Origin of the sequence: Winogradskyella pelagia, assembly GCF_017581965.1 — a bacterium.
In the GTDB taxonomy this organism is placed as follows: Bacteria; Bacteroidota; Bacteroidia; order Flavobacteriales; family Flavobacteriaceae; genus Winogradskyella; species Winogradskyella pelagia.
Window position 1 is genome coordinate 18,645 of the sequence record NZ_JAGEVF010000006.1, and the last position, 14,133, is coordinate 32,777.

Consider the following 14,133-nt stretch of genomic DNA (forward strand, 5'->3'; position numbering starts at 1 on the left):
TGTTTGTACTCTCAAATTAACAGATGCAGACTTAGAATAATAATTTTTTTCCTACATTAGGGTCGCTATTAATCAAATACTTAGATTTTATCTGTCTATAATTTCTTTCCCAAATCAGTAATAGACTGGCAATCGAGTATCTATTTTATCCATAAATGAAGAATATTTATACTTTAGGATTATTTCTGTGTATTACCTTTTTTTCTTTCTCACAGAACGAACTTATTAATTATAAGGCTTTAATTAAAGATGGTACTGGGACAATAATATCAAGCCAAGCACTAACGATTAGGTTTACAATATTCAGCGATGCTGTACAGCAATATCAAGAAACACATACTACAAATACTGACATTAATGGGATAGCTATTGTAGATATTGGAGGAGGAAGTACTTCTGATAATTTTGGCAGTATAGATTGGGTTTCGGGTTTACTTTCGTTGAGGACAGAAATTGATACAGGGTCTGGATTTGTAGATATTGGAACAACACCATTTAAAGCTGTTCCCTATGCCCTTAATGTATTTAATAACCCTGGTCTCAGTCGTATTTCGCAGTCTGGCTTTTTTGGTTGGCGCTTGGAGACCAATCCTATCCTAGATGGTAATATCTTAGCTGATATTGGGGATAAATCCGTAGACCTGACTATACATGATGATGGCTTTTGGGGAATTTCAGGCGCACCAGGACGATATGCCTTTGCCGCCAATAAAGATAATTACGCCGGAGGAGAGGCGTCTGCGGCATTTGGAATTGACACCTTTATAACTGGAGTTGCCTCATTTGGAGCTGGCAATCAATTATCTGTTCAGGGAAATTCTTCCGCAGCATTTGGTTTTGGTTTAAACGTCTCTTCTAATTATGCTACTGCTTTAGGTGTATATAATAATGACGTTCCTAATGCCTTATTTATGATAGGAAATGGTGATATAGGTCAACCTTCAAACGCATTGACAGTAGAAGCAGATGGCGCCTCTACTATAAATGGAAAACTTTCTGTAAATCAAAATTCAAATGATTTTATTTTTGACGATGCAATTCAGGGCATCATAAATCAACCAATTAATTCATTTTCTGACGCCAGAGGGTTATATGGGCAAAATACTATTGATGATTATTATGGTATAGGAGTCGAGGGTCTAGGTAAATGGAAAGGAATTGAAGGAAACGTATTCGGCTCTGGTGGTAACTTGTATTATGGAATCAGAGGAAATTCTACAGGAGCTAACACAGGTACAAACTATGGTGTTTATGGTAGTGCTTTTGGAGGAGGCACTAATTATGCTGTTTACGCTGCTGGAGATTTAGCTCATACCGGTGTCATCGTCGAAGCCTCAGACCGTAAATTAAAAACTAATATTCAATCAGTTAGCAACGCCATAGAATCTATTACTCAGCTTAATCCAAAAAGTTACACCATTAAACAAGAATATATAGAAAAAATGAATATGTCTGCTCTACCACAGATGGGATTTATTGCGCAAGAACTCCAGCAAGTTTTTCCAAATTTGGTAACGAATAATGTGCATCCCGGTAGAACTAAAAAAGATCAAAAAATCGAATATTTAGGTGTTAACTACATAGGTTTAATACCAATTCTCACAGCAGGAATTAAAGAACAGCAAGAAATCATTCAGCAACAGCAGCAAACCATACAAGCTCAGGAAACTGTACTCCAAGACTTATTACGTAGGGTAGAGGCTTTAGAAAATCGCGATTAATCAGAGTATTATGAAATCGATTCTATTCAATTGTATTTGTCTTTTCATTGGACTTCTTGCCGTAGGACAAAGTACTGAAAAAAGTAGTATTGATAGTGGTGGTGCCTCCAGCACCATTGGAAATTTAGCTGTGGTGTATTCTATTGGAGAAGTTGCAGTTAATGAGATATCTGCTGGGTCTTTAATAGTTTCAGAAGGATTTATTGGTCCTTTGCAAGAATCAGAACCAGACGACAATATTACTTTTATTCCAGACCCTGAATTTGAGCGATGGTTAAGAGTAAATGGATATGATACCGATGAAACCGAGAATGGTCAAGTATTTACAAGCGATATATCTTCTATTACATCACTTTTTATTGAAGGCTTAGTATTTGTGGTAGATCCTGATACTTTTCTTGAAGAATTAGTGGATTCTTTTGCGATAAATAGTTTTGAAGGGTTACAAGATTTTGCAGGCCTCACTTCGTTTTTTCTGAAAGATAATATTGTTGGCAGTAATTTTCAAATCGATTTTTCTGGTAATCCACAATTGGAGGAAGTTACAATAATTGCTTCACCACGCATTGAATCCGTTAACATTCTAAATAATGAGTTGCTGACCAAAGTGCAAATTGGGACACAGTTTGGAGACACTACAGTACTAAATGCATTAGATATTCAAAATTGTCCAAACCTTGAAATATTAAGAATTGGGTCTTCTATGCTCAATGAGATAAATTTAGAATTGAATCCCGCCTTAACAAGCTTAACTCTAAATTGCCCTATTAATTCTCTTGATGTCACTAATCAATTAAACCTTAACACACTCTGGCTCAATAATACACAAATTGAAAGTTTAGATGTGTCTTTAAATTCGCAACTACAAACGTTTAATGTCCAATCAAATAATAACTTAAGCACAATAAACCTTCAAAATGGAACTAATATACAGATTCAACCAGTTAATATTTTTGACAATATTAATCTAGACTGCGTTTTTGTTGACGATGCAGATTATTCTATAAATAATTGGACTGTTGGTGATTTTAATTATGTAGATGGAGGAGTGTCCATAGAAGATTATACATTAATTTATGATCCAAATGACTTTTCAGATTTTAATGCTGAGGCTAATCAAATATTAGACAACTGGTTAAATACCGCTGGCTTTATAGCCTGTCCAAATGGAGATTGGACTTTTGATTATACAATACAAATAGATGAATCGGTGGATAATGATTTTAACCCTGTAACTAATGTGTCTTTTTTAACCACCTTTAGTAATACAGATTTAAATTTAAATATACCGGCAGTTTTTAATATAGAAGGTTTAACTATAGATGCAGGTGAGAGTATTGGCTCAAGCGGAGAGTTATGTGGCATAGAATCGTACAGTCTATTCAATATTTATACTGGGACCACTAATTTTGATACACGAACCGTGACCCAAGAAGATTTTTTTGTAGTTGAGCCTGCTGGATTAGAATTTGCTGAAACACCTCAATCAAGTGCAACGGGCTTTAATGTAGATTTTCCAGATACGGGCTCAGGTGCTTTTACTTATACTTATAGAGTTGAAGTGAGTAAAGAATTTCAATTTAGGGATGCACCACTTGTTGAACTCACTGATAATACGTTTTTAACAGTAAATGAACAAACGGTACTTTTTGATACAGGAGAAAGTTCAACTTACGTGGTAAGCCCTGGGCAAACGGTAACACTACAAGATTTATTCGATCAAATAGAAGGTACACCAGATGCACCTAGAGGTAATGCAACACTTAGTGATTTTTTTACACCCAATACATATCAAGGTCCACGTCAATATGTATATGACCCTACGAGTGTCTTAACCATTTGCGCAGCTCAAGTTGAGCCCTCAATTCTTAATGTAATTGAGTTGGATTGTGACTATGGGATTTTTGAGTTTGAAGATCCCGGTTTTGAACAATATTTGTTAGACCAAGGAATTGATAAGGATGGATTACTCAATAACGAGGTTGTCATATGCGATGTAGGGAATATTGAAACCATTGAAATTTCTTCATTGTATGCCATTAATAGTCTTAATAATTTGGGCATTTTCACTGGTCTCAAACGATTTCAATTAGAAGGTAATGACACAATTTCGAGTATAGATTTTCAAGAAAATATTGATTTACAAGAGATTTCACTTATTGATTGTGTTATACTAAGTAGTTTAAATGTCTCTAATAATTTAGGTTTAAGAAGCTTAGAGCTTCAAAACACCAGTTCCTCATTTGAGGTTTTAGATATTACTCAAAATTTTAATTTAGAAGTTTTAACAGTTACAAACAGTGGTATTCCATTGGTTGATTTAAGTGGAAACCCTGAACTTTCTGCACTGACTTTAACGAGTAACCCTCTTGTACATATTGATATTTCGGGTAATCCCAATATAGTGGATTTAAATGCTAGAAATAACTTTTCGCTTAGTTTAGTTAATTTACGGAATGGTGCAAATTCTTCAATTGATACCGTTGATTTAACAAATGCACCTTCTTTAAACTGTGTCCTAGTCGACGATGTTAATTTTGTGCAGAATAATGTAAATTGGGCTATAGATGCGGGAGTGTTCTTCACCGATGATAACGTCTGCACTACAGAGGCTATAGATGAAACCGTAACCTTCGATGGACTTGGAAATCAAGAAGAAGTAGAATATTGGTTAAATAATCATGGTGGAGCAGCAGCATTTAGTGATGAGGGATTTAACTGGTCTTATGACATTACAATTGTTCAAACCGATTTTTCAATCCTGTACGATACAACCTTTACTGCCGAGGATGGTGTCAATCAATTTACAACTACTGCAGTCTTTACAATTAATACGTCAAATTTCAATGCTGGTGCTGATTTTGAGCCAGTGTCTGGTGATGTTGCTAATGGCGTGCAAGAAGAAGGAGGTTTATGTGATCTTCAAACTTTTGATATAAGCACTTTCAAGGATACTACGCCATTTACAACTGGAGTTTTTCAAAATTCCGAAATTGCTTTAGAACGAAATCTTGATGAAGGTACAGGTCCTGAAGGCACTACCATAAATGGTACTGTTGTTGATTTTCCAGATACTGGGTCAGGACAATTTTCTTATTATTATAGATTTTCGGTTTCAAAAGAGCTTCAGTTATTCGGTGTACCTGAGCCTATAACCATAACAGATGAGGCGAGTATATGGCATTGGTTAGTAATACCATTTGATCCTGGAGAACAAAAAACCTTGAACGTTTGTACATCAGATATAATTACTTTAACAGACCTTTATAATGCTCTAGATATTGTTGATGGTACGGATGATCCAAACTTTAATCCGGATAATTATTGGTCTGACACTAATGGACCTGTAAATTCTTACTTAGGTCCTGGGCAATATACTTTTAACGCAGGAGCGTTTTTACCGCAATGTGGGGCGAAACCAACTATTGTAACCGTAGTGGAAGTTCCTTGTGAGTTTTCTTTCTCAACAAAAGTACAGCTACAAGGTGCAACCATAAATCCAATTAATGGCGAAGAGAATTTGATGCGTGATAATCTGCGGACAGGTGGATTCATACCGACCACTAGTCCATACCCAGACGGGAAAACCTGTGATTCTAATGTGTTTAACATCTCTGGTAATAATGCCATCGTCGATTGGATATGGGTAGAGCTGAGAGACCCAAATACAGATACAACAATTATTAGCTCAACTTCAGGATTACTTCAAAGGGATGGCGACGTTGTAGATGTTGACGGCATTTCTCCATTAAGTTTCGATGTGCCAATTGGATCTTATTATGTCGTTGTAAACCATCGTAACCATTTAGGTGTTATGACAGCTAACCCATTTAATTTTGATGCTGCTTTTTCAACTGTTGATTTTACAGATTCTAGTACAGTCGCTTTTGGAAATAATGCAAGATCTATTTTAGGAGATGGTAGTCTTGCCCTTTGGGCGGGAGATGTCAATGGTGACGGCTTGGTAAATTTTGCAGGCGATGTCAATACCGTATTGGTGGATATTATATTGTTTCCCGGCAATACCACTTTCAGTTCCAGTTACAGTGCCGCCGCCGGCTATCTGCCATCGGATGTTAAACTGGACGGCAACGTCAACTTTTCTGATGAGATCAATCAATTGATACTTTCCATTATCCTTTACCCGCTGAACACGAGCTTTAGCACATCGTTCAATCTTTTTGAGGAACAGCTGCCATCGCCATCAGCGCTTAGGACAAATGAGCAGATACAAATGGATATGGCCAGAATGGAACAGGCGCAACAAATCATTAATGCTAAAAACAACTAAACATGAAGAGAACAATTACATTTTTCGTACTGCTTTTAATGGGTTCGGTCCTTTACGCCCAATGTCCGGGTAACGCAGCAGGGGTGTATTACCGTTTGGACTGGAACGCCAGTTCGTTGCAATATGAGTTCTATGTGGTTCGCTGTCCCTCAGCGGCTCCTCCGGTAACAGTTGCCGGCACGTCAACGGTGACCATTGTTTTTCCCAACGACCCATCGGATACAAGGACGGTAACACATACCAGCGAGAGCGTTTCCAACTATAACGCAGCAGGAGAGGTGAGAGGTCCTTCGGCAGCACCGGGACTCGATTATTACGTTTTCAATTCCACGGGAGGTAGCAGTTTGATAGGTGTGCTAAACGATGGTGTAGAGGTATTATGGATGACGTTTGCTCCATCGGACGGCAACGACCAGGCAAGGTTGTTCATCAATGGAGGAGACCCTGGCCCGGGAGAACCAGGAATGAACGGGATAGACGGTACCCAAGCGTTCAATATCATAACCACTGCCGGTGTAGCTAACGAGTATAACGGAATTCTTAATTTAGAAGAAGAACAGGCACTTACGGATATTACCATATACCCGAACCCGGCATCGGATACCATTTATTTGGAAGGTTTACAGGGTGCTATAAGCTCTATAGAGATCTTTTCTATCACGGGACAGCTTGTAAAACAAATTGAAAAAGATTTCGTTACCATCAACGTAAAGCCGCTTGAAACAGGTGTGTACTTCCTAAAGATAAACTCAAAGGATAAACAACGGATTCTAAAGTTTATTAAGGAATAAAACCTAGAATTTAGAGTTTTAATTAATTTCTATACATTCTTTAAAATGCTGAAAAATAGGAGCTGTATTTATAAGTAAGAATATTAGGTTGATTTTCAATTTTGGGTATAGCTGTATATTTTGGATAATTAGGTATTAAGCTTTCGGCTTTATTATAATATTCTTCAGCTAGAATATTATTTCCTTGTCGCCCTTCAATCATTCCAAGCCATCCGTAGGACCAAGCCTGTATTAATTTAGGTTTCGAAACATTGCTTTCTAAATATACATTGATATATTTTTTAAATCCTTGTATAGCTCGATTTTGTTCATCGCCTCCTCGCATGGCGCTGTAGAGATAAGCTCTGGCGACGTCAAGCTTTAAAATAATTTGTGATGAATCTATTTTAATAATTTTGTTGAAAACCTCATCGGCCATGCCAATTTCATTTTTCAAAAGGTAAGCTTTCCCTAACTTAATAAGAGCATTTTCTGTTTCAGCGTTATTTTCAATATAGTTTTTCCAATGCTTAACAATATCTGCATCAATATTCTTTGATTTTAAAATCCACTCTCCTTGAGCTGCATAAAATGAATCTATTGGCTTTAATTTGTCTAAATATAACCTCGCCGTTCTGGGATTACCACCCATGTCTTTTGGTAACGTGCCGTATAGGTCTACGAGGAATAATATAGACTCGCGGCAATCATTATTAATTTCTAATATGCGCTTTAAGGTTGCTATACACTTGTTTATGTTTTTAGTTATAATTGTCTTGTTATTACTTTTCATTCCTCTATATGCATCTAGCATATACAAATTGGCTTGATAAAAAAGAAACATAGTATTAGTAGAATCTAATGCTATACTTTTAGTGATAAACTGAAGTTTCATACTGTCTTCAACCGTTCTTGCCATTTCAAAATAAGCTAGGGCATTTGTAGAATCAATTTTAATGATATCATTTAAAATTGCCTTTGCGCCTTCAATATCGCCATTCATTCTTTGCTCATAAGCTTTGACTATATTTTCAATATTCTGGGCAATTAAAAATGTTGAACTAAATAATTGTAGTGCCAGAATCAGAGCTAAATATGTGATAATGGTTTTCATGATATGGATGTAAAAAAGTATTGTTTTAAGATTTAACTTAGTTAGAAAATTAAGTTTTTAACCCACGATTTAAAATGATATTGGTCAGTACTATCTTATAAACACAATGGACTCATATTAAAACTGGAAATGAAATTATCGAAATTGACTTGATACAATAAGTTTACAGTATGCTATATATGAATTATATAAATATTATTATTTTTGGCATTCATTTAACGGGATGTGGCGCAGTCCGGTTAGCGTACACGGCTGGGGGCCGTGTGGTCGCAGGTTCAAATCCTGTCATCCCGACACTTTAAAGCAAGAAGTCCGTGTAGAAAGTTTACTTTCTTAAACGGACTTTGGAGCTTTAAATACAATTAAAGCTTGCTTTAATTTGCAACAAATGCGATGAAAAAGGATTCTTTAAATCCTTATAATCTCAAAGCTTAATTTGCAACAAATGCGATGAAAAAGGATTCTTTAAATCCTTACAGCATGCCAAGCAAAAGGTTCCTTTAGATTCTCAAAACGCTATAGTAATTTAGCTTTACTTTGATACAACTGGGTTATCAAATTTTTCTACCGCTCTAGGATTTCAAATTTTAACAATCCCTTACCAAGCTAAAACAAGCTTTTTCAATAGCTTCGTAAAGCTATGTCATTAGAAAACCAACTTATAAAATTCACCAAAAAAGGTATTTATTGTCCTCAAGGTAAATTCTATTTAGATCCCTGGTATCCTGTTGATTACGCTATAATTTCTCATGGCCATGCTGACCATGCACGTCGGGGAATGAAACGGTATTTGTGTACTGATGATTCTAAAGCTATTTTACAACATCGCTTAGGTGCCGATATTTCAGTAGAAAGCATTCCTTATGATTCAACTTTGACTATAAATGGTGTCAAGGTCTCTTTTTATCCTGCAGGTCATGTTATTGGTTCAGCTCAAATACGACTAGAGTATAAAGGTTATATAGTGGTATTTTCAGGTGATTATAAAACACAATCTGATTTTATAAGTTCACCTTTTGAACCTATTAAATGCCATACGTTTATAACAGAAAGTACCTTTGGTTTACCAATTTATAATTGGAAATCAGAAAAAGCACTTCAAGACCAATTGCAGTCATGGGTAAAAACCAATCAATCTAATAATAGAACATCTGTATTTCTTGGGTATTCTTTGGGTAAAGCACAACGCTTAATATCTTTACTAGATGGTTGTGATGATATTTATGTGCATCGTGCCATTCATAATTTAAATGAGGCTATTTCTGGTTCTGGAATAAAGTTACCAGAAACCAAATTGTGGTCTGCAGATTTAGATAGGAAAATACTTCAAAATAAAATTATTATAGCACCACCTGCTTTGTTAGGTTCACGGATGCTAAAGCGTGTACCAAATTCGGCAACAGCTATATGTTCAGGTTGGATGCAAATTCGAGGTAATAGAAGATGGCAAGCTGTTGATGCAGGTTTTGTGGTGAGCGATCATGCGGATTGGAATGGATTAATTTCTGCAGTAAAAGCCACAGAAGCAGAAAAAGTGTACGTGACTCATGGCTCACAAGCGGTTTTTTCGAAATATCTAAATGAAATAGGCATCAAAGCGGACGAACTTAAAACTGAATATGGCGATGAGGCTTTGGCTAAAGCTGAAAAAGAAACTGAAAATATCGGACGTGAATGAAGCAGTTTTCAGATTTAATTAGCGCCATCGAAATTACCAATAAAACCAATGCTAAGATTGATGCATTGGTGCGTTATTTTAGTACAGCACCAGATAAAGACAAACTATGGCTTATTGCGTTGTTCACGGGTAAACGTCCGTCACGGCCAGTTAAAACTACGCTTATGAAAGAGTGGTGTATGGAATTGACCAATCTTCCAGAATGGTTATTTTTAGAAAGTTATGGTACTGTTGGCGATTTAGGGGAAACCTTAGCCTTATTATTACCAGAACCCACACACCATTTAGATTTAAGTTTAAATGAATGGATGACCGAATTAAAAGCTTTAAAACCTAAATCTGACGATGAAAAGAAAGCATTTGTATTAGAGGCTTGGACAGGGTTAGAACAACAAGAGCGTTTGATTTTTAATAAACTCATTGGTGGTAGTTTTAGAATTGGTGTTTCTAAAAAAACATTAGTGAATGCCTTGGCAAAACTTACTAATATTGATGCCAACCAGCTTATGCATAGCATCATTGGAAACTGGGAAGTGAATTCCATTGCTTTTGAAGAACTCATTCATGGCAAACACATCAACTACGATAATTCGAAACCTTATCCCTTTTGTTTGGCCTATGCGTTAGAAAAGGATTTACCAGAATTGGGTGAACCTGATGATTGGATTGTTGAGCAAAAGTGGGATGGTATTCGTGGTCAAATCGTAAAGCGTAATAATGAAATATATATTTGGTCTAGAGGTGAAGAATTGGTAACCAAACAATTTCCTGAACTTGTAGAAGCCATGTCTAATTTCAAAGATGACTTTGTCATTGATGGTGAAATATTGGCTATGAAAGACAATGATGTCTTGTTATTCAATGATTTACAAAAACGTTTGAACAGAAAAAATGTCACAAAAAAACTCTTGGAAGAGGTTCCTGTTGGTTTTAAAGCCTATGATATTCTAGAATTTAATGGTGATGATATTAGAGAGGATGCTTTTGAAGCAAGACGTCAACGTTTAGAATCTCTATTCAATTCGGTAGCTTTACCAGAGTATATCAAATTATCGTTTTTGGTTGATTTTAAAGACTGGAAAGAACTTCATGCTATAAGGGATAATTCAAGAGCCATCAATAGTGAAGGTTTAATGCTGAAACAGAAAAAATCACCATATCATACCGGTCGTAAAAAAGGCGATTGGTGGAAGTGGAAGGTTGACCCTTTAACTATTGATGCTGTGATGATTTATGCCCAAAAGGGTAGTGGACGACGAAGTTCTAAATATACCGACTATACCTTTGCCGTGAAAAAGGATGATGCTTTGGTGACTGTAGCAAAAGCTTATTCAGGCTTAACAGATAGAGAAATCACAGAAATATCCCAATGGGTAAATAAGAATGCCATTGAAAAATTTGGACCCGTTAGAACCGTAAAACCAGAATTAGTTTTTGAAATTGCCTTTGAAGGCATTGCACTAAGCAATAGGCATAAATCCGGCGTTGCTTTGCGTTTCCCAAGAATTGCCAGATGGCGAAAAGATAAACCTGCAGAAGAAATTGATACGATTGAAACCGTAAAATCACTCATTTTGTCATGCTGAACTTGTTTCAGCATCTGTTAATTTTAATGAATGAAGCGTGCATATCATAATTATTGGGTATACATTTTGACAAATAAGCCAAAAGGAACACTTTACATTGGTGTCACAGGTGGTATAGATGACAGAATGGAACGTCATTTGAATGGTGAAGGAAGTGGTTTTACGAATAAATATAAGTTGAAGATTCTTGTGTATTATGAAGAGTTTCAATTTATAGATGAAGCAATCAGAAGGGAAAAACAATTAAAGAATTGGCATCGCCAATGGAAAATTAATTTAATTGAACAGGAAAATCCTAATTGGGCCAATTTATGGAAACCGTTAGAAGGTATTTAAAAATGAGATTCTGAAACAAGTTCAGAATGACAAGTCAGACTGGAAATGACATAGTATCATCATGCTGATTTTTTTTGAGCATCTACAAGGCAAAGTAAAAATAGTTTTAAAAATAGATTCCGAAATAAGTTCGGAATGACAGATAAATGAATTTTAGAGACAGCGACGGTTTACGAATTATCAACAATTGGATGGCAGAAAAAGGACATGCACCGTTTCCATTTCAGATGCAGACCTGGCAACGCTATACTAACGGCTACTCAGGTATGGTCATTGCACCTACTGGCTTTGGAAAGACCTTTTCAGTTTTCTTGGCGGTAGTTATCGATTATCTTAATCACCCAGAACGTTATCCAAAGGGCTTAAAGTTGTTATGGATAAGTCCATTACGCTCATTAGCGAAAGACTTAGCAAAAGCCATGACAGAAGCGATTGATGATATAGGTTTAGATTGGTCGGTACAGGTTAGAAATGGTGATACACCAACGGCAACACGGCGCAAACAAGAACGTTTAATGCCAGATGTATTATTAACCACACCTGAAACCATGCACTTGCTGTTTTCTCAGAAAAAGAATTCAAGATGGTTTAAAAATGTGAAATGTGTGGCTATTGATGAGTGGCACGAGTTATTAGGCAATAAACGTGGTGTACTGACTGAATTGGCTATTTCACAACTGAGACATTATGCGCCCAAACTCAGAATTTGGGGAATTACCGCAACCATCGGCAATTTAGAAGAAGCCAAATCCGTGCTATTACCTTATGCTGATTTAAAAGTCACTTCGGTAACGGCCAAGCAGAAAAAGAAGTTAGACATTATTTCGGTACTTCCAGATGAAATTGAAGTGTTGCCATGGGCAGGTCACTTAGGAACTAAAATGGTTGACAAAATTTTACCAATCATAGCATCCAATACCACAACTTTAATTTTCACGAATACCAGAGGGCAAGCCGAATTGTGGTATCAAGTCCTATTGAATGCGCAACCTGATTTAGCAGGTCTTTTAGCCATCCATCATGGGTCTATCGATAAGAAACTTCGCAACTGGATTGAAGATAATATCGCCTCAGGCTATTTAAAGGCCGTGGTTTGTACCTCTTCACTTGATTTGGGCGTAGATTTTAAACCTGTGGATTGTGTCATTCAGATTGGTTCGGTTAAAGGTATCGCACGTTTTATGCAACGTGCTGGTCGTAGTGGTCATTCGCCATTTGAACGCTCTAAAATTTACTTCGTACCAACACATTCTTTAGAATTGGTGGAAGTGTCAGCTTTAAAAGAGGCCATTAAAGAGAAGCAAATGGAATCTAGAGACCCAATGGTGCTAACCTATGATGTACTAGTACAGTTTATGGTGACTCTAGCCGTTGGCGAAGGATTTAATGATGATGATTTGTTTCAACGTATTCATCAAGTACATGCCTTTCAGTATTTGACAAAAGAGGATTGGCAATGGTGTTTACATTTCATTACTAAAGGCGGCAAGACCTTAAGTTCCTATGAAGAGTTTCATAAAGTCATTTTAGATGAAGATGAAAAGTATAAAGTGAAAAGTCGTCGTATTAGTATGTTGCATCGCATGAATATTGGTGCTATAGTTAGTGAAGTTAACTTAAAGGTAAAATATTTTTCTGGCGGTTATATCGGCATGATTGAAGAGTTTTTTGTGTCAAAGTTGAAGCCTGGTGAAAGTTTTATTTTAGCTGGTCGTGTATTAGAACTGGTTCAGATTAAAGACATGACAGTTTTGGTAAGACGAAGCAAAGCCAAAAAAGCGGTGTCACCAAGCTGGTTAGGTGGCCGATTACCTTTGACATCACATTTAAGTCATTACCTACGATTAAAGCTCTCTGATGCTTTAGAGCCAGGACGATTAGAAAAGGAACTTCGGTTTTTAAATCCTTTGGTAAGCCGGCAAGATGCACATTCTCATATTCCTAAAGCGAATGAGTTTTTAGTCGAATTGATAGAAACCAGAGATGGGCATCATTTGTTTATGTATCCATTTGAAGGTCGTTTGGTCCACGAGGTATTTTCAGCATTAATGGCATATCGTATTAGTAAAATTAAGCCGATAACATTCACTATTGCCATGAATGATTATGGGTTTGAATTACTGAGTGACCAACCAATTCCTGTTGATGATACTAATATTGAGCAATTACTCACTAAAGATAATCTCATGGATGATGTTATTGCCAGTATTAACGCTTCAGAAATGGCGTCGCGAAAGTTTAGGGATGTTGCTGTGATAGCTGGTCTAGTCGTGCAATCACAACCAGGAACACGAAAGAATAACAAGAGTTTACAGTCGTCATCTGGATTAATTTTCAGAGTACTTGAAGACTACGAACCCGATAATTTATTATTGCGACAAGCTTATACCGAAGTATTTAATCAGCAGTTAGAAGAAGCACGATTACAACAAGCTTTTGAGCGGATTTCAAAAAGTAAAATTATAGTAAAGCGTTCAAAATCATTTACGCCATTGAGTTTTCCCTTAAAAGTAGATAGTTTACGTGGTACCATGAGTAATGAAAATTTAGACAAACGTATTCAGCGTATTAAAGAACAGGCATTTAAAGTAGATTAGTCATTTCGAGTAAAAGCGAGAAATCTCATAATTTTTTAAA

General features: G+C 36.4%; 8 protein-coding genes and 1 tRNA gene. 8 read left to right on the forward strand and 1 reads right to left on the reverse strand.

Annotated features, from left to right (window positions below; all coding sequences use genetic code 11):
- Positions 1-155 precede the first annotated feature (155 nt).
- From J4050_RS08640 to J4050_RS15370, 3 genes are all read left to right on the forward strand, one after another.
- Entirely contained in the window at positions 156-1,721 is a 1,566-nt protein-coding gene (locus J4050_RS08640) for a tail fiber domain-containing protein (protein ID WP_208154180.1), read from the forward strand.
- A 10-nt stretch (positions 1,722-1,731) separates the two neighbouring features.
- Positions 1,732-6,012 carry a hypothetical protein gene (locus J4050_RS08645; protein ID WP_208154181.1) on the forward strand — a complete coding sequence of 1,427 codons (4,281 nt, stop codon included), beginning with the start codon at positions 1,732-1,734 and terminating at the stop codon, positions 6,010-6,012.
- A 278-nt stretch (positions 6,013-6,290) separates the two neighbouring features.
- On the forward strand, positions 6,291-6,803 hold the full coding sequence (locus tag J4050_RS15370; RefSeq protein ID WP_208154182.1) for a T9SS type A sorting domain-containing protein: 513 nt from the start codon (positions 6,291-6,293) through the stop codon (positions 6,801-6,803).
- A 40-nt stretch (positions 6,804-6,843) separates the two neighbouring features.
- Here the strand turns inward: J4050_RS15370 and J4050_RS08655 are convergent, their stop codons facing one another.
- Complete coding sequence (locus J4050_RS08655; protein WP_208154183.1) at positions 6,844-7,896, reverse strand: tetratricopeptide repeat protein; 1,053 nt, start codon at positions 7,894-7,896, stop codon at positions 6,844-6,846.
- Between the two features lie 219 nt (positions 7,897-8,115).
- Between J4050_RS08655 and J4050_RS08660 the strand changes: the two genes are divergently transcribed.
- The 5 genes from J4050_RS08660 to J4050_RS08680 all read left to right on the forward strand — a co-directional run bounded on the left by J4050_RS08660 (position 8,116) and on the right by J4050_RS08680 (position 14,093).
- Positions 8,116-8,190: transfer RNA gene (locus tag J4050_RS08660), tRNA-Pro, on the forward strand.
- Positions 8,191-8,536: 346 nt separating this feature from the next.
- Positions 8,537-9,574, forward strand: a complete 1,038-nt coding sequence (locus J4050_RS08665; RefSeq protein ID WP_208154184.1) for a ligase-associated DNA damage response exonuclease — start codon at positions 8,537-8,539, stop codon at positions 9,572-9,574.
- On the forward strand, positions 9,571-11,160 hold the full coding sequence (locus J4050_RS08670; protein WP_208154185.1) for an ATP-dependent DNA ligase: 1,590 nt from the start codon (positions 9,571-9,573) through the stop codon (positions 11,158-11,160). The genes J4050_RS08665 and J4050_RS08670 overlap by 4 nt, the downstream gene beginning before the upstream one ends.
- A 30-nt stretch (positions 11,161-11,190) precedes the next feature.
- Positions 11,191-11,496 carry a GIY-YIG nuclease family protein gene (locus J4050_RS08675; protein ID WP_208154186.1) on the forward strand — a complete coding sequence of 102 codons (306 nt, stop codon included), beginning with the start codon at positions 11,191-11,193 and terminating at the stop codon, positions 11,494-11,496.
- A gap of 146 nt (positions 11,497-11,642) precedes the next feature.
- Complete coding sequence (locus J4050_RS08680; RefSeq protein WP_243878594.1) at positions 11,643-14,093, forward strand: ligase-associated DNA damage response DEXH box helicase; 2,451 nt, start codon at positions 11,643-11,645, stop codon at positions 14,091-14,093.
- Positions 14,094-14,133 lie beyond the last annotated feature (40 nt).